Source organism: Marivita sp. (genome assembly GCF_048006345.1).
Taxonomy (GTDB): Bacteria; Pseudomonadota; Alphaproteobacteria; order Rhodobacterales; family Rhodobacteraceae; genus Marivita.
The window spans coordinates 913,637-934,153 of the sequence record NZ_CP180351.1; the positions used below are offsets into that span (position 1 = coordinate 913,637).

A 20,517-nucleotide genomic window follows, 5' to 3' on the forward strand; every position below is an offset into this window, starting at 1 on the left:
ATAGAAAGCCGGTTCACTTGCCAGCCTCCGTCTCCAGGGCGGTCAGCGCATCGGCAATTGCAGGGTACCCCGCGGACCAGAGCGCTTGATTGACCGCCTGTCGCGAAATGCCAAAGGATTTGGCGATGTCTGCGCGGTTCGGGGCGTTGGGAGCAAGAGCCGCTGCCATCGCACGCGCTTGGGCCTGCGTCCAGCCTGAGGAGATGTGATCTGCGAGACGTGTCGCGGCGTGGTGTGCGCCGCCGTTGGCATGAGCAAGCAGTGTCTGGCGCGAGAGTGTGTCCAACAATCGTCCGGAGGCGACGAAGGCCGGGCCATGGGCCGCGTTCAGGTCGCCGCTGGCGGGCAGGGTGCCCGGACCGGTGGCAAGGGCAATCCGCGTGGTGGTCCGGTCGGTGTCGCGCCGCAGGCAGGCCTGGATGAAAAGCGCCGCGCGCAGGGCGTAAGCCGGATCGGAGAGCGCCACCTGCCACGCATCGCCACCGCGCCGGGCGAATTGAGAGATCAGATCAGGGGTCCGCCAGCCGGACATCGCATTGGCGGCGGTCTCGATACTGGTCAATGCCGCATCCACATCGGTGGATGTGAGATCGGATGAGGCGACGAGATCGCCGGTGAGAACGCAAAACTGGGTCATGGTGCAAGTTATATCAGTTTCTTCGGAGAAAAGAAACTGAATTTGGTTGACGATACAATCAGGTGTTTTCCGAGAGGGACCGGCGCGCCCAGGTGCAGGCTTCTTCGGGATCGTCCAAGGCCGCGTCAGGCAATGTCCAGTAGGGCATGCGGGACGGCTTGCCGGATTTGCCCTCATACGACCATTGCTCGCAACCTTCTGCGGCAAGGTCGTCGGCCAGTGGACCGCGTGCTTTCAGAAGCAGGGTTTCCTCGGGGCCGATCACCGCAAAAATCACGCCTTCGGAATAAATCCCGAGGCCGCCAAACATCTTGCGTGTTGTGATTGAAGGAAGTCCGCGAAACAGATCCCGGACAAAGGCGATCTGTTCGTCGGAGACAGCCATGTGTTACATGAAGCCCAGTTCGAGGCGTGCCTCGTCGGACATCATGTCCATGCCCCACGGGGGTTCCCATGTGAGTTCCACGTCGACCTGTTTGATACCTGCAATCGGCTCGATCGCTTCGGCCACCCAGCCCGGCATTTCGCCTGCCACAGGACAGCCCGGAGCGGTCAGGGTCATGACCACGCGGACTTCGTTTTCGTCATTGATGTCAAGCGTGTAGACAAGTCCTAGGTCATATATATTGACCGGAATCTCGGGGTCATACACCGAACGGCACGCTTCAACGACCTGATCATACAATGGATGATCGGTGCTGGACGGCGCAATCAGCGGTGTGCCTTCGATCTTGGGGCTGGCATCGTTCATGTCGGTCCTTCCCGTGGGTTCCTGACCAAATATATAGGGAAAGCGGTGAGGGGGGTAAAGAGGCGGAAAGTCTCAGGATCGGGCTTCGGTGATTTTCAGGAATCGGGTAGGCGAGTAAGCTGTGCCGCGATATCTGCCATGTGGCCTGAAAGATCAGGCCAGTTCATTGCGTTCGTATTGCGCGCGCAGCGACGTGATGACCTTGTTTGCGGACTGACTGAGCCCCCGGATTTCCCCGGCGACTGCAGAAAAACCTCGACCGGCTTCGCCGACGCGAGATGCTTCGATGGACGCGTTGACCGAGATAATCATGATCATGCGACTGATCTTTTCGAGTTCCGAGATCGAGGAACGGATCATCTTTGACTGGCTGCCAGCCTGCAACTCGCGATTGGAGACCACATGATCCAGAGCCTTGTTGACCCCGTCGACGATCCCGTTCAGTGCCGCAAGAAGCGGTGTCGATACGAAGTCTGCAAGTTCCCTGATGCTTTTGGACAGGTGGGCGCTGTCGCCAGAGGCAAGTCGATCCTCGATCAGGCGGCCATTGACGATGAATTTTCCAATGATCTCGCTTTGTGACGGAGTCACCGCCTCAACATGCTCCAGAATGCGTTTCAGGCTGGTCGGCAGTTTGGAGTCCCGTGACCCGGGCAATATATCGGCCGCGATCTGTGCGAATTCATTCAGATCCTGCGCCAGCCGTTCCCTCGATGTTTCGCTGGCCGACGCATTGTCGTTTGCCAGCAGCAATGTCACCACAACGCGATGAGACAACATGCGCATCTTACCGCAGCGATTGATCAGTGCGCCAAGAATGGCTTCATCTCCATGTGTCGATTCAGACATATCTTGCTGCTCAGTGGGGCTTGGGTGCTTCGTCGACGGGGCTTTGCGCCGCACCTTCGAGCATGGTTGTCGCGATCAGGTTCAAAGCGTCTGTCCAAGCCTTGGAATGATCTTGGGTCCATGACGGACCAACTGCCTCTTCCAGACATGAGACAAGCACGTCTGCAACGACCGTGTAATGCGCCGCTTCGGCACCGTATCCGGCGTGTTTTGCGCCAAGGGCACGCAGCGGTTCGATGAGCGCTTCGATGTTGTCGAGTTTCTGTACCGCGAATTGCAGGGTCGACCCCAACATCTTGGCCTGTGGCGCGATGTCGTCCGCGAACATCCCACGCACCGCTGGCGCTTTGTCGAAAAGGGATTGGTAGAAATAAATCACGAGGTCATCGCGGCTTGAAACCGCCGACGCAAATGAACGTTGGATGAGTTCGACTTGGGGAGTGGTCAGCATGCTTGTTCCTCTTGCGACTGTTACCCCCTCACCAACGGCCGCATCCCGAATTTCTTTATGCCCTTCCGAGCGCCTTTTGCGGAAATGCGCCAATAAAGGAAAGGTTCTTCCATCTTTGGCGTGAATGTCCCGGTCTGCGGCCATGGGTGCTGCAGATAAATCGCGCTTCAATGGAGTCCGTGATCAGCCTGATTTGCCGTGCTTCTTGCGACGCGGCACCGGGGTAGGGCGGACCTTCTCTTCGATTGCGTCATAGAGCAGACCTGCGATGTTCTTTTCGCTGGCGATCTCGATGCCTTCGAGGCCGGGGGAGGAGTTGACCTCGAGCACCTTTGGCCCCGAATGCGAGCGCAGCATGTCGACTCCGGCAAACCCAAGACCGAACACACGGGCGGCGCGGACGGCGGTGTCGCGTTCTTCCTTGGTGATGCGTACCTTCTGCGCGGTGCCGCCCCGATGCAGGTTCGACCGGAAATCGCCTTCGGAGCCGGTGCGCTTCATCGACGCCACAACCTTGCCGTTCACCACCAGGCATCGGATGTCCTCGCCGGCGGCTTCCTTGATGAAGTCCTGCACAAGGAAGTTGGCCTTGAGCCCGCGGAAGGCGTCGATCACGGATTCGGCGGCCTTCTTGGTTTCCGCCAGCACAACGCCTTTGCCTTGGGTCGATTCCAGAAGTTTGACGATCAGCGGGGCTGTCCCGACAAGGCCGATCAGGTTCGACGTGTCCTTGGGAGAGTTCGCGAAGGCGGTGGGAGGCATACCAATGCGGTGCCGCGCCAGAATCTGGTGCGCATGCAGTTTGTCACGGCTGGACGTGATGCCGGTGCTGCCATTGACCACGTAGGTGCCGATGGATTCGAACTGTCGGACGATGGCGGTGCCATAGGGCGTGATCGATGCGCCGATGCGGGGGATGACGGCGTCATAGCGGGGCAGGCGTTTGCCGTCGTAATAGACCTCGGGCGCCATCGCGTTGATCGCCATGTAGCAGCGTGTGGTGTCGATCACCTCGACCGAGTGGCCGCGCTTCTCGCCTTCTTCGACCAGACGGGAGGTGGAGTAGTTGGTTTCCCGGCTGAGCACGGCCACGCGAAGGGCGCGTTTGGGCGCGATGCTGCGGACGGCGGCTGTATGATAGACATCGAAATCGAGTTCCGGCTGGTGGAAGCGTTCACTGGGGACGATGTTGACGTGATCCTTGAGCGCCTGACGGCCTAGCAGCATACGATTGCTCATGGTTCCCCGGTCGGTCAGCGTGATTTCGATGTTCCACGAATGGCCATCAACTTTGAGCCGGGACGCGATCACGTAGCGGCTTTCGGTTTCACCATTCGATGACGTCACGTCGCGCCGATCCACGATCGGAGCAGAGCAGGGGATCATCAGGTCACCGCGGCCCGGAATCGGGTACACGGCGAAACGCACCCGCGGTTTGCTGGCCGAGCCGAAGACTTCGATGTCTGCCGCATGCAGCGCCGATGTGCGTGCACCGGTGTCGACCTTGGCCCTGATCGCGGGCAGTCCAAGCTCTGGCAGGCTGACCCATTCTTCCCACCCAAAGGTCAGCAAGCTGTCTGGCCCCCTGCCGTAATCCGCAGGTGTCTCTGGTAGGGTGTCGGGCATGGGAATCGCGCCTCCTTGGCAATGGGGGTGATTTGGCGCACAAGGGCGCCCTCTGCAAGTAAGGCCCGAACATGACAGTTTCTTCTTCCTTCGCCCTGCACGCCACTGACGGAACCGCACGGACCGGGGCCATCACAACGCCGCGCGGGACAATCCGCACGCCTGCCTTCATGCCTGTGGGCACGGCGGCAACAGTGAAGGCAATGATGCCCGAGAGCGTGGCGGCCACAGGGGCGGACATCCTGCTGGGCAACACCTATCACCTGATGTTGCGCCCGACGGCAGAGCGGATCGACCGCTTGGGTGGGCTGCACAGGTTCATGAATTGGGACAAGCCGATCTTGACGGATTCGGGCGGCTTTCAGGTGATGAGCCTTGCCGACCTGCGCAAGCTGACGGAAAAGGGCGTGACCTTCAAATCCCATATCGACGGGTCCAAGCACGAGCTCACGCCCGAGCGGTCGATGGAGATTCAGCGCCTGCTAGGGTCGGACATCGTGATGTGTTTTGACGAATGCCCTGCATTGCCTGCCGACCGGGACCGGATTGCTGAGTCGATGCGGTTGTCGATGCGCTGGGCGGAGCGGTCGAAAGACGCCTTTGGGGATCGTCCGGGGTACATGCTCTTTGGTATCCAGCAGGGTGGGTTGGAGCAAGATTTCCGCGAGGAATCGGCCGAAGCTTTGAAAGCCATTGGGTTCGACGGCTACGCCATCGGTGGCCTGGCTGTGGGCGAGGGGCAGGAGGCGATGTTCGGCTGTCTGGATTTCGCGCCAAGCCAACTGCCCGAAGATCGGCCACGTTACCTCATGGGGGTGGGCAAACCGGACGACATTGTCGGTGCGGTCAAGCGCGGGGTGGACATGATGGATTGCGTGTTGCCGTCACGGTCGGGGCGTACCGGTCAGGCGTGGACGCGGCGTGGGCAGATCAATATCAAGAACGCCCGGCATCAAGACGATCCGCGTCCGCTCGACGAAAATTGCACCTGTCCCGCATGCCGGAACTACAGCCGCGCCTATCTGCACCACGTGTTTCGCGCGCAGGAGATGATCTCGGGGATGCTGCTGACATGGCACAACCTGCATTATTATCAGGAACTGATGCAGGGGATGCGCGACGCGATTTCAGGAGGATCGTTTGCCGCGTTCGAGGCGCAGTTTCATGCACAGCGCGCCGAAGGTGATATTGAGCCGATCTGAAGCCGTTTGCGCTAAAACATCCTTTCCCTGCGCCGTTTGATATTCTGAAGACGTAATGTGTTCAGGAGGTATCATGGACGTCGAAAGAACCGAGGCTGGTGACATCCAGAGTTGGACTCCCGATGAAGTGGCTGGGGCGTTTTTCCGGGGGGAGATCGTCCTGATCGACGTGCGGACGCCGCAAGAATACGTGTTCGAGCACATTGCGGGCGCGCTGCTTTTGCCGATGCCCTATTTCAAGTCCCAATACTTGCCTTTTGCGACCGACAAGCAAATCGTGCTGTATTGCGGTGAAGGTCTGCGGTCAGAGCATTGCGCGCGGGTCATGCTGGGCGGCGGGTCGGCTGTTGCGGCGCAACTGGCTGGCGGGTTCCGGGCATGGCGCGAGGCGGACAAGCCCTATGTCGGCACGAACACGATGATCGGGACGCCACAGCGCATGGGGGGCAAGGTGCAGGACCAGCTTGATCTGCCACCACCGCTCATGGAACGCGTCGTTTAAACGTCGCAGCGATTCCGCTTTCACACATATGTCTGCTCGAATATAAACATCACTGAATACGTGATGGAGCGACGCTATGCGGGCAAGATGGGTCTTGATACTGATCGCCGGGCTGTCTGCAACGGCACCGGCGCTGGCACAGATGCACGGACATGGGCACATGCACGGGGCAGATGGTACCGGGCACGACATGGTCAATATGCCCGGTCTTCAGGGCGAAAACGCCACGGCCGAGGAAAGTGCCGAGCTGGCGCTCATGTTCCAGCGGTTTCAGACCCTGAGTCGTGAGGTCGAAAACCTGCCCAATGGCATCCGCACTGTCACACGCTCAAGCGACCCGCAGGTGATGGACGCGTTGGTAAGCCACACGGTCGGAATGATCGACCGGGTGGGGCAAATGAACGATCCCAAGATATTCATTCAAAGCCCGACGCTTGATATTTTCTTTGCTCGCGGTGATCGCATCCAGTCCGAAGTCGATGTGACCGACGAGGGTGTGATCGTCGTTCAGACCTCCGACGACCCAGAGGTGGTGGCAGCGCTGCACATACATGCCGCAGAAGTGACCGCGATGGTCGAGCAGGGGATGCATGCGGTGCACCAGATGATGATGCAGCGGCCCTCCAACTGAGAGCGTGCGTCCGGGTCGATGAGTGACCCAGGAGCACTTCACGCGGCCCTTGCGACCCAGGGCGGCTTGGGGCAAAGCTGACCAATCGCCCGCATCGGGCACAGGAGACTTACATGGATTACGGAAAAGCCGGCGCCCCCAAATCAGCCAAAGGTGCCCCGAAATTCGACCCTCACAAGACACCAACGAAAGACACCGCGCAGGCCGAGTCAAAGGCCGCGTTGCTGGCGCGGATGAAGGCGGCAGCTGCGAAGAAAGCCTCTGACTGACAGGTTTAGTGGCATCGGTTTTGCAGGTGTGCTGGACGGTCATTGTTAACAGTTGAGCGAAAAGCCACCTTGCAGGCCCAGAGCATCAGGATATGGTGGTCTTAGCCGGAGCAAGGTTGAAACCTTGGGTGGTCAGACCCACCTTATAGCTCCATGACCGGAGATGGTCAGTGCTGCCGCCGAGCGGGGCCGGTGCCATCTTGCCAATGATAAGGATACGAGCATGCAAGAGCCTCTTAACGCCTCCTACCCGGTGCTTCCGCTGCGGGATATCGTTGTGTTCCCGCATATGATCGTCCCGCTGTTCGTGGGCCGTGACAAATCGGTGCGCGCACTTGAGGAAGTGATGGCAGATGACAAGCAGATCCTGCTTGCCAGCCAGATGGACCCGTCTGAGGACGATCCTCAGACAGATGGAATTTACCGGGCCGGTGTGCTGGCCAATGTGTTGCAACTGCTCAAACTGCCGGACGGCACTGTGAAAGTGCTGGTCGAAGGCCAGACGCGCGTGCGCATCACCGAATACCTCGAGAATGACAACTTTTTCGAGGCGCGGGCCGAATATCTGACCGAGATGCCGGGCGATCCGGCGGCGATCACGGCGCTTGTGCGCGCTGTGGGCGAAGAGTTTGAGCGCTACGCGAAGGTCAAGAAGAATATCCCCGAAGAGGCGCTGGGCGCCGTGTCGGAAGCGGATGCGCCGGCCAAGCTGGCGGATCTTGTTGCGGGCCACCTCGGGATCGAGGTCAACCAGAAGCAGGAGCTTCTGGAAACGCTGTCCGTGAGCGAGCGCCTTGAAAAGGTCTATGGCCTGATGCAGGGCGAAATGTCCGTGCTGCAGGTCGAGAAGAAGATCAAGACGCGGGTCAAATCCCAGATGGAGCGGACGCAGCGCGAGTACTATCTGAATGAGCAGATGAAGGCCATTCAGAAGGAGCTTGGCGACGGCGAGGATGGCCAGAACGAAGTGGCCGAGCTTGAAGCCAAGGTCGGTGCGACCAAGCTGTCCAAGGAAGCCCGCGAAAAGGCGGATGCCGAGATCAAGAAGCTCAAGAACATGAGCCCGATGAGCGCCGAAGCGACCGTCGTGCGCAACTATCTTGACTGGATGCTGTCGATCCCGTGGGGCGTGAAGTCGCGCGTGAAGAAAGATCTGACGAATGCCGAGAAGATCCTCGATGCGGATCACTACGGGCTGGAGAAGGTCAAGGAACGGATCGTCGAATATCTTGCGGTTCAGCAGCGCTCGAAAAAGCTGAAAGGCCCGATCATGTGCCTTGTCGGCCCTCCGGGTGTGGGTAAGACCTCGCTGGGCAAGTCTGTTGCGAAAGCCACGGGACGCGAGTTCATTCGCATCTCGCTGGGGGGCGTGCGCGACGAGTCTGAAATTCGCGGCCACCGCCGGACCTATATCGGCTCCATGCCGGGCAAGATCATTCAGGCGCTGAAAAAGGCAAAGACGACGAACCCGCTCATCCTTCTCGATGAAATCGACAAGATGGGTCAGGACTTTCGGGGCGATCCGGCGTCGGCAATGCTTGAAGTGCTTGATCCTGAGCAGAACAGCACCTTCGTGGACCACTATCTCGAGGTGGAATACGACCTGTCGAACGTGATGTTCCTGACCACGGCGAACTCGTACAACATGCCGGGGCCGCTTCTGGACCGGATGGAGATCATTCCGCTCGCGGGCTACACCGAAGAGGAAAAGGCCGAGATTGCCAAGCGTCACCTGACGTCGAAGCAGGTCAAGAACCACGGCCTCAAGAAGGGCGAGTTCGAACTGACGGATGAGGCGCTGACCGATGTGATCCGCTACTACACCCGTGAAGCAGGTGTGCGGAACCTTGAGCGTGAGATTTCCAAACTGGCGCGCAAGGCGGTGACAAAGATCGTCAAGAAGGAAGAAGACAAGGTGGTCGTCACATCCGACAACCTCGACGATTTCCTTGGCGTTCGGAAGTATCGCTACGGATTGGCGGAAGACGAGAACCAGGTGGGAGTCGTGACGGGTCTGGCTTACACGTCGGTTGGGGGTGACCTTCTGCACATTGAAGCGCTCAAACTGCCGGGCAAAGGTCGCATGAAAACGACCGGGAAACTGGGCGATGTGATGAAGGAATCCATCGACGCGGCCGCCAGCTATGTACGCTCCATTTCACCGCAAATCGGGGTGAAGCCGACGAAGTTCGATCAGATGGACATCCACGTGCACGTGCCCGATGGTGCGACGCCCAAGGATGGCCCGTCTGCCGGTTTGGCCATGGTGACGTCCATCGTTTCTGTGCTGACAGGCATTCCTGTGCGCCGGGACATCGCCATGACTGGCGAGGTGTCACTGCGCGGCAATGCAATGCCGATCGGTGGTCTGAAGGAAAAACTGCTCGCGGCCCTTCGCGGTGGCATCAAGACGGTGTTGATCCCGAAGGAAAACGAAAAGGACCTTGCTGAGTTGCCGGACAATGTGAAGACCGGCCTCGAGATCATTCCGGTGGAGCATGTTTCGGACGTTCTGAGGCTGGCACTGGTGTCCAAACCAGAGCCCATTGAATGGGATGAGGCGGCCGAAGAAGCTGCCGCTCAGGCGATGAGCAAGGACAATGGTGGCGCGTCGGCAATCGCGCATTGATCCGATAAGTTGTATCGACGAACGCGCCGTCCCGTTTGGGGCGGCGTTTTTCTTTGTGCGCGCTTGGAAAAGTCGATGCATAGGCTCATTTTGTGGGCGGGAACCATCAAAACACTGGATAAAGTGGGAGTTGTTGGTATTGTGTGACCGCATTCGCCAACAATACCAGAGCAGTTAAGGGAACAAGTCCATGGCGACGACCACGAAAACGAACACACCATCCAAGTCGACCAAAGCAAAAGCAACCGCACCTGCCGCGCAGTCTGCGGAGCCAGAGGTGGTTGTGAACGAAACGCCCAAGATCACAGGGCCCGAACTCAAGAAAAAAGAACTGGTCGACATGATCGTTGCGCGCAGCGGCGTGAAAAAACGCGATGTGAAGCCGGTTGTCGATGCCATGCTTGCCGTGATGGGCGAAACCATTGCCGAAGGCCGCGAGATGAACCTCGCTCCGATGGGCAAGCTGAAGATCACGCGCATGAAAAAGACGACCAAGGCGCATATCATCACCGCGCGTCTGCGTCGGACGGAATCTGACGTAACCGATGCGCCTGACCCTCTTGCACAGGCTGCCGAGTGACGCTAAGACGCCTGCCAATGGGTGATTAGCTCAGTGGTAGAGCGCTTCGTTCACATCGAAGATGTCAGGAGTTCGAATCTCTTATCACCCACCATCTTTTTCCATGGCGCGTCTGAACCGAGTTTCTATGGAATGCTGCCTATTCATTATTGAATAGGGCATTTCCGACATCTTGTGTTTGTTGCCAATCTTGGGTGGCGTACCAGAGCAGTGCGACGCTCTTCCGAGCGTGGTTTCCCAGTGATCTGAGTAAATCGATATGTAGGAGAGCGTCGCACCTGACCCTATCCAATTTTATCGATGTCACCACGGCCTATTTGGGCACAGTGGGATCGTCCGCCGCCCTTTCATTCACGAAATCGATAAAGCGGCGTATGCGTTTGACATCCCTTAAGTCCTGATGCGTCAAAACCCAAAGGCTGCGTTGGGTTGGAAAAGGAAGCGCTTCGATCGCTTTGACACCTGGCAGGTTTCGTCCGACGATTTCCGGAAGACGGCCGACGCCCAGCCCCCGTTGCACAAAGGTGGCGCTGGTTTCCAGATTGTCGGTGCGCATCACGATCCGTCCATGCGGAAAGCGTTTCAGGGTTTCGCTTTCAGATGACACGACAACTCCGCTGTGAATTACAAGCGGAACCTGCTTGGCCTGGGTGATTGCTTCGGTTGTGCCGCCAAATTTGGCAAGCAGGTCGTCATGGACGAAAAAGCGTGTGCTGAGCTGTGCGATACGATGCCCCCAAAGGCTCGGCTTGGGGTTTTCTTCAGCGCGAAAAACGACGTCGATTTCGCCAGACTGAAAGTCCGCCATCTCATCCGAGACTCTGACGTCCAGAGTGATGTCCGGGTAGGTTTTCTGGAACGCGACAAGCACGTCACCAAGTGAATAGGGGAGAAGCTGAGCGGGTGCGCTGATGCGGATCAGACCAGACATTTCATTGTCGATGCTCCGCAGGGTGTCTTCGAGACCTTGTAGCTGTCGCTCGATGCGTTGCGCATGGTCGGCGACGGACAGCCCGGCCTCTGTCGCAACAAGCTTACCTTGCCGGCGCTCAAACAGTTTGACGCCAAGCTCCTGTTCGGCCTTGGCCAATTGGCGCGACAATGTGGGTTGGCTTGCCTTCAGGACACGGGCCGCTTTGACCATGCTGCCTTCGCGATGGATGTTCAAAATGATGCGCAAAGCGCTCCAATCCAGCATGCACTATCCCGTGACGTTCGTGGGTGGTGATGAACCTTGAGCATCTTGTGAGGAACTCCCAACTCTGGTCAATCCTCGACAGAAGGCCGCTCGACAAAAGTGTTTTAACCAAACAGGAAAACAGGCTTGAACACACCCGCGGCATTCGTTAATGGCTTGCCGCACGGGTGATTAGCTCAGTTGGTAGAGCGCTTCGTTTACACCGAAGATGTCGGGAGTTCGAGTCTCTCATCACCCACCATTCCAAGCCTTTGATAGTGTCGAAAAGCCCTGCGAATAAGGGCACACTCCGATTTCCGCTTTGCAATCGGGTGGTCAGAGATGGCTGAAAAGTCCGCAACATGATCGACATGTCAGGACATCACTGTGCGCTGTCCAGAGACTGACCACAGTTCGTCCAGTCAAGTGCGGAAGGCCGCCGGTCGTGGTGTGTGCGTACGGTGCCTGTGCCCAAACGGGTGCCAAACCCTTCGCACGGGTTTTCAGGTTCTGTTCGGGCGCGCGCTGCACGCAAAAACAGTCACACGGCAACTCGCCGAGAACACCGGAAATCACGGCGCCCAGCCTCCAGGAAGACCTGCCTCATAGAGAGTTCAATACTCGGTCGGCCATCACAGCGGCAGAGGTTCGGTTGTCGATGCCCATTTTCTGGAAAATCTGTTCAAGGTGCTTGTTTACGGTGCGGGCGCTCAGGCCAAGAATTGCGCTGATGTCTCGGTTGGTTTTGCCCAAAGTCAGCCAATAAAGCACTTCGGCTTCTCTTGGAGTCAGTTCAAAGGCCTCTGCCAGCACGTTTTCCTTCTTGAGTGACATCCGGCGCATCGGTTTGATCAGAATTTCGGATGAGGATGTCATCCCGATGTATTGAAAACTGTGTTCACTTGTTTCGAACGGCGGCACCGCTGACACGGGTTTGTTGGCGCAGCCAGCGACCCATTTTTGCCATGCGGGGTCGCGCAATTGTGGATCTGTTTCCTTCAGAAACTCATTTGCCTTTTGTGATCCCCATAGGATTCGTCCATTCATGTCACAGGCCAGAACGCTTCGACCCGACGTATCGAGGGCATCGCGGGCGCTTTGAAGAAGGCGCGAGTTGACAATATGCGTGCTGAGGCGCGCGAGCAGTTCTTCCACCACAACAGGCTTGGTGATGTAGTCCACGCCTCCTGATGCAAGCCCTTCCAGAAGGTGTTTCTTTTCCGTCAACCCGGTCATGAAGATGATCGGCGTCATCACAGGTTGGGGGCCAAATTTCAGGGCGCGGCAGGTTTCGAAGCCGTTCATTCCCGGCATCATCGCATCCATCAGGATCACATCTGGTGTAACACGCCGGGTCAATTCGATTGCAGAGGTGCCATCCGTCGCCACAAGGACGGTTATTCCACTGTCCTCAAGCGCGGCAGACACCATCCCAAGCGTTTCGGGGGTGTCGTCGACAACCAATGCGATGCACTTTCGGCCAAACTCGTTATACGCCATGATCGGTGGTCTCCAGGGCTTCCGCAATGCCGGCCATGTCAAAGCGGTCCAGGCGTTTCTCCAGCAGGTCCAGCAGACCGGGTGAGCCGCGGTTTTCGCTGCGCAGGGTCTGCAGGCAGTCCCGGACACCTGCGGCATGTCCAAGCGCTGCACTTTCCAACAAAGCCGCGCGGTCTGCCTCTGTCAGGTCCGGCTGGGTGGGTTTCGCAGCGTCAATTTCGGTTTCGAGCATCAGCGTCACCTTCAACAGCTCTGCGACCTGCATCAACAGATCGTCCAGATTGAACGGTTTGGCGAGGAAGGCGTCATGCAGCGCGACTTTGGGACCTGACATCCCTTCTTCATCTGCGTGACCGGAAATGACGATGATCGGAATGTTGGGCCAGTTTCCGGACCGGAGGTCTTCTGCAAAAGACCAGCCATCACGCTCGGGCATGTCGATGTCGAGGATGATCAGGTCGGGCGTTGCTTCCAATAGCATTTGTTCGGCAAGATCGGCGGACGAGGCGACCAGAACAACAAATCCGAGATTGGACAGGAAATGGTCGGTCAAGGTCAGGTGGTTCAGATCATCATCGACAACAAGAACCGTTTTGCGCGGGCCGCGATAGCCGACAAGGCTGGGTTGCCGCGCGGTCTTGTTCAGGTTCTCGGTGTCGAAAACGCTTGTCGAAATCGATGGGAGCATCAGGCGCACCGAGAAGGTGCTGCCCGCGCCCGGTGAGCTTTCGACATCGATCTGTCCACCCATGATCTCGACTAGGAGCTTGGTGATCGTCAGGCCAAGGCCCGATCCCTGACGATCGGAGCGGCCCGCGCGTTCGAATGGCCGCCAGATCAGCCCAAGATTCTCGGGGGCAATTCCGATACCTGTGTCTTTGACCGTGATGACGGCAACTTCGTTTCGGTAGGCCAGATCAAGGTCGACACAGCCTTTGTCGGTGTAGCGCAGCGCGTTGGACAGCAGATTGATGATGATCTGGCGCAGGCGTTTTTCGTCAGTGCCCACAAGTGCGGGGATGCGCCCGTGTGTTGTCCATCTGAACCGAATGCCCTTGTCCTTGGCTTCGGCTTCGAAGATCGACGCGGTTTGGCGCAGGAGCGCGTGCAGGTTGACCTTGTCGCGCGCAATCTCAAGACGCCCCGCTTCGATCCGCGAGATGTCGAGCAGGCCGTCGATCAACCCGGCCAGATGTTCCGAGGACCGACGGATGCTGGTGATCGACACGCGCCATGGCTTCAGTCCGGGATCCTTTTCAAGCAGTTGTGCAAATCCGTAGATCGCATTCAAAGGCGTGCGCAACTCGTGGCTGAGCCCGGACATGTACCGTGTCTTGGCAAGGTTGGCGGCTTCCGCCTTTTCCTTTGCTGCCTGCAGGGCAAGATCGGTGCGTTCATGCGCCCGGATCTCTTTGAGAAGAAGCTGTGTCTGCCGCTCCGCTTCCTCCATGGCGTTCCTTTGGCTTTCGCCGATCAGGACGAACATCCAAACGGCCACGCCGATTACAATCAGCACGGTGCAGAAGATGATCGTCAGCACTGCATCCAACGTGTCGTCATTGGCGAAGGCGCGGATGACCAGCAACAAGGCACCGAAACACAGCGACAGGAATGTGGTCGTCAGCAAGTACCGGGACAGTCGGGACATAAGCGCGTTCGCAACCGGAATTGGCACTGTTGCATAGAGCGAGTCTCGAACCGTTGCGCTGAGCCGGGCATGTGGTTTGCAGTGATCGTGACAGGCCGTGTCGAGGCTGCAGCACAAAGAGCATATCCGTCCAAAGTGGAAGGGGCAGTCGCTCGTGTCTTCGGCGTCAAAGCGATATTCACAGACCGTACAGGTGTGCAGCCCTTTCGGTGCCTCGTCGGGCTGATCCACCCGCGCCAGATAGTACCGGCCATCCGTGGCCCAAGCGAGAATAGGCGCAAGAATGAAGGCCGTCAGCAAAGCCACGAAGGATGAGAACGCCTCGACCAGCGGTCCGAACAATCCCGCATAGGCGAGAAGCGACACAACACAGGCCGCGATCATGGAGCCGATGCCGACGGGGTTCACGTCATAAAGGTGGGACCGCCGGAATTCGATGCCCTTGGGGCTCAGGCCCAGAGGTTTGTTGACCACCAGATCCGCGACCAAAGCTCCGATCCATGCAACGGCGACGTGGGAATAAAGCCCCAGCACATGTTCGAGGCCGGTGAACACGCCAAGTTCCATCAGCATCACGGCAATGGCGACATTGAAGACCAGCCAGACGACACGTCCCGGATGGCTTTTGGTCAGGCGCGAAAAGAAGTTCGACCAGGCAATGGACCCGGCATAGGCGTTGGTCACGTTGATCTTGAGCTGCGACAGGATCACGAAGCAGGCGGTCAGACCCAGGACAAGGGCAGGGGAGCCGATCACCTGTTCGAACGCGGTGTAATACATCCGCGTCGGGTCGGAGGCGTCTTCGACGGGCACACTTTCGCGGATCGCCAGCGTCACCAAATACGATCCGGCAAGCATCTTCAGCATACCCAGCACCGACCATCCCGGCCCCGCGCAGATCAAGGCCAGCCACCATTTGCGTTTGTCGCTGCGTGTCTTGGGCTCCGGTAGAAAGCGCAGGAAATCCACTTGTTCGCCGATCTGGGCGACGAGCGAGAACACGACACCTGACGCTGCACCCAGCATCAGCAGACGCGACGTGTCCGGCATGTCCGAGGTGCCGCCAAAGCTGGTCCATGTGTCAAGGTCGTACCCGACCAGTGCAAGCATGACGAACGGCGCGATGTGCAGGATCACCCACAGCGGTTGTGTCCATGCCTGAAAGGCCGAGATCTTTGAAAAGCCGTGGATGACCAGAGGGATGACCACAAGAGAGCTGGCGACATATCCGATGAACAACGGGATGCCCAAGGTGAACTTCAGCGCCAGCGCCAGAATGGCGGCTTCGAGTGCGAAGAAGATAAAGGTGAAGGACGCATAGATCAGCGAGGTGATCGTTGATCCAAGGTAGCCGAACCCGGCACCTCGGGTCATGAGATCGATATCCAGACCGTACTTCGCCGCGTAGTATGAGATGGGCACACCGGTCAGAAACAGGATCGCGCCGACCAGCATGATCGCGACAATGGCAGTATCGAACCCATAGGTCAGGGTAAGCGTCGCACCGATGGCTTCCAATGCAAGGAACGAGATTGACCCGATGGCGGTGTTGGCCACGCGGCTGTAACTCCAGCGGCGTGCGCGCCGCGCGGTGTAGCGCAGCGCAAAGTCTTCCATGGTCTCGTTGGCGACCCAGCGATTGTATTTCCGTTTTTCACGGGTTGCAGTGAGATGTGCGACCATGCCGGTTCCGTTCAGGTGTGACAGCCAGAAGAACGCGAAACCCGTTTTCCGGTGTTCGACCCGCAGATTAAGTTTCTGACCTGAACCCTAAGTGCACAAAACGCGCACTGGTATACGTCATTTGACGTATACTGCACTGCAGCATTTCCCGCGATCCTTTCCGAAGCGGGTGATGCGGAATCGCCCAAATCTTGAGCAATCCAGATAGGAGGCGACATGTCTGACGCGAATTCCAACAACAATACCAAGGGTGTGAGCCGCCGTGCGGTTCTGGCGGGGGGCACGGCGCTGACCGCGTCGCTGTTCCTGCCTAAGGACCTTCGGGCGGCCGATTTTCCCACGGCCGAGGTGAACACAACCGGGCTTGCGGTGACGGACGATACGGTGACCATCGGTATCCTGCACTCGGTCACCGGCACGATGGCGATCTCGGAAACCGGATCGGTTCAGGCCGAAAAGCTGGCGATCGAACAGATCAACGCGCAGGGCGGTATTCTTGGTCGCAAGATCGAATACATCCAGGAAGACGGTGCATCGGATTGGCCAACCTTCGCCGAAAAGGCGCGCAAGCTTCTGGTCAACGACAAGGTGGCTTCGGTCATGGGGTGCTGGACCTCGGCCAGCCGCAAGGCGGTTTTGCCGGTCTTCGAACAGCACAACGGCTTCCTCTACTATCCGACCTTCTATGAAGGTCTCGAACAGAGTCCGAACGTCATCTACACCGGTCAGGAAGCCACGCAGCAGATCATCGCGGGCCTTGACTGGGTCAACCAGACAAAGGGCGCAAAAAGCTTCTACCTCCTCGGGTCGGACTACATCTGGCCGCGCACGTCGAACAAGATTGCGCGCAAGCATATCGAGAACTTCATGGAGGGCTGCGAGGTTGTCGGCGAGGAATACTACCCGCTCGGTCACACGCAGTTCAACTCGGTCATCAACAAGATCCGTCTGCGCAAGCCGGATGTGATCTATGCAATCGTCGTGGGCGGCTCGAACGTGGCCTTCTACAAACAGCTGATCGCGGCGGGCATCGATCCGGCGGCGGAAAAGCCCATCGTACTGACCATTTCCGTGACCGAGGACGAAATCCGCGGGATCGGCGGCGAGAACATCGCCGGGTCTTACGCCTGCATGAAGTATTTCCAGTCGTTGCAGAACGAAAACAACCTCGCCTTCGTCAAGGCCTTCAAAGAGATGTGGGGCGACGACATCGTTATCGGCGACGTCACGCAGGCGGCCTATCTGGGTCCGTGGCTTTGGAAGGCCGCGGTTGAGAAAGCTGGCAGCTTTGACGTCGACAAGGTGCGCGAGGCAAGCCCGGGCATCGAACTGACAACGGCCCCGGAAGGCTATGTCAAAGTGCATGAGAACCACCATCTCTGGTCCAAGACCCGCGTAGGACGGGCGCTGGCCGACGGACAATACGAGGTGGTGTTCGAGACGGCGGAGCTGGTTGAGCCCGATCCTTTCCCGGAAGGTTACCAGTAAGTCTCGAAACGCAGCGCGACCCGGCGGCAGTCCCGGGTCGCGTGACTCATTCCCCCCTTTTAGCGTCGGAGGTCTTATGTTCGCCGATTATTCCATGTCCGAGTTGGGCGCCATTTTCGCCATGCAGGGCTTTGCTGGCCTGATCCTGTTTTCCGTCTTTGTCCTGATGGCGCTGGGTCTGGCGATCATCTTTGGCCAGATGGGCGTCATCAACATGGCGCATGGCGAATTCATGATCCTCGGCGCCTACGTGACCTATCTCACGTCCAATTTCTTCGGCGATTACATACCAGCGCTGTTCGGCATGTACTTCTTCGTGGCGATGTTTCTGGCCTTTCTGGCGTCGGGGGCGCTTGGGCTTTTCGTCGAATGGGCGCTGATCCGACATCTTTATAAACGCCCTCTGGATACGCTTCTGGCGACGTGGGGTCTGAGCCTGATCCTCCAGCAGATTTATCGGAGCGTCTTTGGTGCCCGCGAGGTGGGTGTGACGATCCCTGACTGGATGATGGGGTCGCTGCCGCTGACCGATCTTATCGAAGTGCCGATCAACGGTATTTTCGTCATGGTTCTCGCGGTCAGCATTTCCATCGCCGTCTACGTGATGATGTTCCGCTCGACCTGGGGCAAACAGGTGCGCGCCATCAACCAGAACCGCGTCATGGCGGGCGCGGTCGGCATCAACACCGAATGGACCGACCGGCTGACCTTCGGTATCGGCTGCGGCGTGGCTGGTGTGGCGGGGTCTGCCTTTACGATGATTGGCTCCACCGGGCCGACCGCTGGACAGCTTTACATCGTCGATACGTTCCTTGTCGTGGTCTTTGGCGGAACGGGGTCGCTCTTGGGCACCATCGCCAGCGCATTCTCGATCAGCCAGGCGCAGTCGATCATGGAGTTCTTCCTTTCCGGTTCGATGGCCAAGGTTCTGACCCTGCTGACTGTGGTCGGCATCCTGATGATCCGCCCGCAAGGTCTCTTCTCTCTCAAGCTGCGCAAGTAAGGAGCACACCAGATGCAATCCTCTACTTTCATGACCCGCAAAGAGATCATCGGGTTCGTCATCCTCGCCGCGCTGATCTTCATCATTCTCCCGGCCGTGCTGGACAACTTCCGCCTCAACCTTTTTGGCAAATACCTCACCTATGCCTTTGTGGCTGTCGGACTTGCGCTCTGCTGGGGGGCAGGGGGCATCCTGAGCCTTGGTCAGGGCGTGTTCTTTGGCCTTGGCGGCTACTGCATGGCGATGTTTCTCAAGCTCGAGGCATCGACGCCCGAGAATACCGCGATCCAGTCCACCCCCGGTATTCCCGACTTCATGGACTGGAACCAGCTGACCGAGCTGCCTTGGTGGTGGGAACCGTTCTATTCCCTGCCTCTCGCGCTGATCGCGGTGGTCGCGGTGCCGGTCATGTTCGCCTTCATCATCGGCGTGGCCATGTTCACCCGGCGGGTGGGCGGTGTTTACTTCGCCATCATCACACAGGCCTTTGCCGCGATCATGACGATCCTGATCATCGGTCAGCAGGGCTACACCGGCGGCGTCAACGGCATCACCGACCTGCGCACGCTTCTGGGCTGGGACATCCGCACAGACGAGGCCAAGACGATCCTCTACTTCGTCAACGGCGTGCTGCTTTTCGCGGTGCTGCTTGTTGCGCAGTATGTTCGCAAGTCCAAGCTGGGCCGCCTTCTGATCGCGATGCGCGACCAGGAAGATCGCGTGCGGTTTTCGGGCTATAACGTTGCGAACTTCAAGATCTTCATATTCTGCCTTGGCGCGGCATTTGCCGGAATTGGTGGTGCGATGTTCACCCTGCAAGTGGGCTTCATGTCGCCGACGCTGGTCGGGATCGTACCCTCTATCGAGATGGTGATCTTCTGTGCCGTTGGTGGCCGCCTGTCGATCCTCGGCGCGGTCTATGGCGCACTCTTGGTCAACTGGGCCAAGACCTCGCTTTCCGAAAGCTTCCCCGAACTTTGGCTGCTCGGTCTGGGCGGGCTCTTCATCGCTGTCGTGATGTTCTTCCCGAACGGTCTGGCCGGTGTTTGGTCGCAAAAGATCGAACCACGCCTGCTCGAGATGATGGGCAAGAAGAAATCTGTAGCACCTGCGCCTGATGGCGCCCCGGCGGAGTGATCGGCATGGACGAGCGTTTCATTCTCAAGGTCGAAGACCTCACCGTGTCGTTCGACGGCTTCAAGGCGGTGGATCACCTGAGCTTCTATGTCGAACCCAATGAGTGCCGGGTGATCATCGGGCCGAACGGGGCAGGCAAGACAACCGTGCTCGACCTGATCTGCGGACGGACCAAGGCCACGGAAGGGTCGGTTGTGTTCAAGGGCAAAGAACTACTGGCGATGCGCGAAGACCAGATCGTGCATGCCGGGGTCGGGCGCAAGTTCCAGACGCCGTCGGTCTACGAAGACCTGACCGTGTTCGAGAATCTCGAACTCAGCTACCCCAAGGGACACGGCGTGTTCGGTGCGCTGGCCTTCAAGCGCGACGACACCGTGCGCGCCCGGATCAAGGAGATTGCGCAGACGATCTTCCTCGACGGGCAGCTTGACGAAAAAGCCGCTTTCCTCAGCCACGGGCAGAAGCAGTGGCTCGAGATCGGTATGCTACTGATCCAGGACCCGGAACTTCTGATGCTGGACGAACCGGTCGCGGGCATGTCTGTGGCCGAACGCAAGAAAACCGCAGAATTGCTCAACCGGATCATTCAGGACCGGTCGGTGATCGTGATCGAACATGACATGGGCTTTGTTGCCGACATCGCGACCCGCGTCACGGTCCTGCACCAAGGCAAAACCCTGTCCGAAGGCACGATGGACCGGGTGCAGAACGACCCGAAGGTCGTCGAAGTCTACCTCGGTCATTGAAGGAGCCC

At 58.4% G+C, this 20,517-nt stretch carries 19 protein-coding genes and 2 tRNA genes; 12 read left to right on the top strand and 9 right to left on the bottom strand.

Annotation, left to right across the window (positions count from 1 at the left end; translation table 11 throughout):
- Nucleotides 1–13: 13 nt before the first annotated feature.
- The 6 genes from ACMVPR_RS04550 to rimK all read right to left on the bottom strand — a co-directional run bounded on the left by ACMVPR_RS04550 (nt 14) and on the right by rimK (nt 4,314).
- Entirely contained in the window at nt 14–637 is a 624-nt protein-coding gene (locus ACMVPR_RS04550) for a MarR family transcriptional regulator (protein WP_416881900.1), read from the bottom strand.
- A gap of 58 nt (nt 638–695) precedes the next feature.
- Nucleotides 696–1,022 (bottom strand): TfoX/Sxy family protein, encoded by a 327-nt coding sequence (locus ACMVPR_RS04555; RefSeq protein ID WP_416881901.1) that lies wholly within the window; start codon nt 1,020–1,022, stop codon nt 696–698.
- Nucleotides 1,023–1,025: 3 nt separating this feature from the next.
- Complete coding sequence (locus ACMVPR_RS04560; protein WP_292267420.1) at nt 1,026–1,388, bottom strand: SUF system Fe-S cluster assembly protein; 363 nt, start codon at nt 1,386–1,388, stop codon at nt 1,026–1,028.
- A 153-nt stretch (nt 1,389–1,541) separates the two neighbouring features.
- The gene (locus ACMVPR_RS04565; protein ID WP_416881902.1) at nt 1,542–2,237 is read right to left on the bottom strand and encodes a methyl-accepting chemotaxis protein; all 696 of its coding nucleotides are present in this window, start codon (nt 2,235–2,237) and stop codon (nt 1,542–1,544) included.
- Between the two features lie 10 nt (nt 2,238–2,247).
- The gene (locus tag ACMVPR_RS04570; protein ID WP_416881903.1) at nt 2,248–2,688 is read right to left on the bottom strand and encodes a globin domain-containing protein; all 441 of its coding nucleotides are present in this window, start codon (nt 2,686–2,688) and stop codon (nt 2,248–2,250) included.
- 183 nt (nt 2,689–2,871) lie between these two features.
- Entirely contained in the window at nt 2,872–4,314 is a 1,443-nt protein-coding gene (gene rimK, locus ACMVPR_RS04575) for a 30S ribosomal protein S6--L-glutamate ligase (RefSeq protein WP_416881904.1), read from the bottom strand.
- A gap of 71 nt (nt 4,315–4,385) precedes the next feature.
- On the opposite strand from rimK, the gene tgt reads away from it, so the two are divergent.
- The 7 genes from tgt (at nt 4,386) to ACMVPR_RS04610 (ending at nt 10,221) form a co-directional block, all read left to right on the top strand.
- A complete protein-coding gene (gene tgt / locus ACMVPR_RS04580; protein ID WP_416881905.1) occupies nt 4,386–5,516 on the top strand; it encodes a tRNA guanosine(34) transglycosylase Tgt in 1,131 nt (376 codons plus the stop codon).
- Nucleotides 5,517–5,589: 73 nt separating this feature from the next.
- Entirely contained in the window at nt 5,590–6,018 is a 429-nt protein-coding gene (locus tag ACMVPR_RS04585; protein ID WP_416881906.1) for a rhodanese-like domain-containing protein, read from the top strand.
- 94 nt (nt 6,019–6,112) lie between these two features.
- Complete coding sequence (locus ACMVPR_RS04590; protein ID WP_416881907.1) at nt 6,113–6,649, top strand: hypothetical protein; 537 nt, start codon at nt 6,113–6,115, stop codon at nt 6,647–6,649.
- Nucleotides 6,650–6,762: 113 nt separating this feature from the next.
- Nucleotides 6,763–6,918, top strand: a complete 156-nt coding sequence (locus ACMVPR_RS04595; protein ID WP_292267410.1) for a hypothetical protein — start codon at nt 6,763–6,765, stop codon at nt 6,916–6,918.
- A 223-nt stretch (nt 6,919–7,141) separates the two neighbouring features.
- Nucleotides 7,142–9,547 (top strand): endopeptidase La, encoded by a 2,406-nt coding sequence (gene lon, locus ACMVPR_RS04600; RefSeq protein WP_300583974.1) that lies wholly within the window; start codon nt 7,142–7,144, stop codon nt 9,545–9,547.
- Between the two features lie 190 nt (nt 9,548–9,737).
- Nucleotides 9,738–10,127 (top strand): HU family DNA-binding protein, encoded by a 390-nt coding sequence (locus ACMVPR_RS04605; RefSeq protein WP_292267408.1) that lies wholly within the window; start codon nt 9,738–9,740, stop codon nt 10,125–10,127.
- Between the two features lie 19 nt (nt 10,128–10,146).
- Nucleotides 10,147–10,221, top strand: a tRNA-Val gene (locus tag ACMVPR_RS04610).
- A gap of 219 nt (nt 10,222–10,440) precedes the next feature.
- On the opposite strand, the gene ACMVPR_RS04615 is transcribed toward ACMVPR_RS04610, so the two are convergent.
- Nucleotides 10,441–11,325 carry a LysR family transcriptional regulator gene (locus tag ACMVPR_RS04615; protein WP_416881908.1) on the bottom strand — a complete coding sequence of 295 codons (885 nt, stop codon included), beginning with the start codon at nt 11,323–11,325 and terminating at the stop codon, nt 10,441–10,443.
- Between the two features lie 165 nt (nt 11,326–11,490).
- Between ACMVPR_RS04615 and ACMVPR_RS04620 the strand changes: the two genes are divergently transcribed.
- Nucleotides 11,491–11,566, top strand: a tRNA-Val gene (locus tag ACMVPR_RS04620).
- Between the two features lie 341 nt (nt 11,567–11,907).
- On the opposite strand, the gene ACMVPR_RS04625 is transcribed toward ACMVPR_RS04620, so the two are convergent.
- Complete coding sequence (locus ACMVPR_RS04625; RefSeq protein ID WP_416881909.1) at nt 11,908–12,804, bottom strand: response regulator; 897 nt, start codon at nt 12,802–12,804, stop codon at nt 11,908–11,910.
- Nucleotides 12,794–16,135 (bottom strand): ATP-binding protein, encoded by a 3,342-nt coding sequence (locus ACMVPR_RS04630; protein ID WP_416881910.1) that lies wholly within the window; start codon nt 16,133–16,135, stop codon nt 12,794–12,796. The genes ACMVPR_RS04625 and ACMVPR_RS04630 overlap by 11 nt, the downstream gene beginning before the upstream one ends.
- A 216-nt stretch (nt 16,136–16,351) precedes the next feature.
- Between ACMVPR_RS04630 and urtA the strand changes: the two genes are divergently transcribed.
- The 4 genes from urtA to urtD all read left to right on the top strand — a co-directional run bounded on the left by urtA (nt 16,352) and on the right by urtD (nt 20,509).
- Nucleotides 16,352–17,623: an urea ABC transporter substrate-binding protein gene (urtA, locus tag ACMVPR_RS04635; RefSeq protein WP_416881911.1), complete on the top strand. Its 1,272-nt coding sequence runs from the start codon at nt 16,352–16,354 to the stop codon at nt 17,621–17,623.
- Nucleotides 17,624–17,699: 76 nt separating this feature from the next.
- Nucleotides 17,700–18,626 (top strand): urea ABC transporter permease subunit UrtB, encoded by a 927-nt coding sequence (gene urtB / locus ACMVPR_RS04640; protein WP_300585971.1) that lies wholly within the window; start codon nt 17,700–17,702, stop codon nt 18,624–18,626.
- A 12-nt stretch (nt 18,627–18,638) separates the two neighbouring features.
- A complete protein-coding gene (gene urtC, locus ACMVPR_RS04645) occupies nt 18,639–19,763 on the top strand; it encodes an urea ABC transporter permease subunit UrtC (RefSeq protein ID WP_416881912.1) in 1,125 nt (374 codons plus the stop codon).
- A gap of 5 nt (nt 19,764–19,768) precedes the next feature.
- Nucleotides 19,769–20,509 carry an urea ABC transporter ATP-binding protein UrtD gene (gene urtD / locus ACMVPR_RS04650; protein ID WP_416881913.1) on the top strand — a complete coding sequence of 247 codons (741 nt, stop codon included), beginning with the start codon at nt 19,769–19,771 and terminating at the stop codon, nt 20,507–20,509.
- Nucleotides 20,510–20,517: the final 8 nt, after the last annotated feature.

What these genes read in the sequence shown, in the direction of transcription:
- ACMVPR_RS04550 (WP_416881900.1), bottom strand. Translation starts at nt 637, where the DNA reads ATGACCCAGTTTTGCGTTCTCACCGGCGATCTCGTCGCCTCATCCGAT.
- ACMVPR_RS04555 (WP_416881901.1), bottom strand. Translation starts at nt 1,022, where the DNA reads ATGGCTGTCTCCGACGAACAGATCGCCTTTGTCCGGGATCTGTTTCGC.
- ACMVPR_RS04560 (WP_292267420.1), bottom strand. Translation starts at nt 1,388, where the DNA reads ATGAACGATGCCAGCCCCAAGATCGAAGGCACACCGCTGATTGCGCCG.
- ACMVPR_RS04565 (WP_416881902.1), bottom strand. Translation starts at nt 2,237, where the DNA reads ATGTCTGAATCGACACATGGAGATGAAGCCATTCTTGGCGCACTGATC.
- ACMVPR_RS04570 (WP_416881903.1), bottom strand. Translation starts at nt 2,688, where the DNA reads ATGCTGACCACTCCCCAAGTCGAACTCATCCAACGTTCATTTGCGTCG.
- rimK (WP_416881904.1), bottom strand. Translation starts at nt 4,314, where the DNA reads ATGCCCGACACCCTACCAGAGACACCTGCGGATTACGGCAGGGGGCCA.
- tgt (WP_416881905.1), top strand. Translation starts at nt 4,386, where the DNA reads ATGACAGTTTCTTCTTCCTTCGCCCTGCACGCCACTGACGGAACCGCA.
- ACMVPR_RS04585 (WP_416881906.1), top strand. Translation starts at nt 5,590, where the DNA reads ATGGACGTCGAAAGAACCGAGGCTGGTGACATCCAGAGTTGGACTCCC.
- ACMVPR_RS04595 (WP_292267410.1), top strand. Translation starts at nt 6,763, where the DNA reads ATGGATTACGGAAAAGCCGGCGCCCCCAAATCAGCCAAAGGTGCCCCG.
- lon (WP_300583974.1), top strand. Translation starts at nt 7,142, where the DNA reads ATGCAAGAGCCTCTTAACGCCTCCTACCCGGTGCTTCCGCTGCGGGAT.
- ACMVPR_RS04605 (WP_292267408.1), top strand. Translation starts at nt 9,738, where the DNA reads ATGGCGACGACCACGAAAACGAACACACCATCCAAGTCGACCAAAGCA.
- ACMVPR_RS04615 (WP_416881908.1), bottom strand. Translation starts at nt 11,325, where the DNA reads ATGCTGGATTGGAGCGCTTTGCGCATCATTTTGAACATCCATCGCGAA.
- ACMVPR_RS04625 (WP_416881909.1), bottom strand. Translation starts at nt 12,804, where the DNA reads ATGGCGTATAACGAGTTTGGCCGAAAGTGCATCGCATTGGTTGTCGAC.
- ACMVPR_RS04630 (WP_416881910.1), bottom strand. Translation starts at nt 16,135, where the DNA reads ATGGTCGCACATCTCACTGCAACCCGTGAAAAACGGAAATACAATCGC.
- urtA (WP_416881911.1), top strand. Translation starts at nt 16,352, where the DNA reads ATGTCTGACGCGAATTCCAACAACAATACCAAGGGTGTGAGCCGCCGT.
- urtB (WP_300585971.1), top strand. Translation starts at nt 17,700, where the DNA reads ATGTTCGCCGATTATTCCATGTCCGAGTTGGGCGCCATTTTCGCCATG.
- urtC (WP_416881912.1), top strand. Translation starts at nt 18,639, where the DNA reads ATGCAATCCTCTACTTTCATGACCCGCAAAGAGATCATCGGGTTCGTC.
- urtD (WP_416881913.1), top strand. Translation starts at nt 19,769, where the DNA reads ATGGACGAGCGTTTCATTCTCAAGGTCGAAGACCTCACCGTGTCGTTC.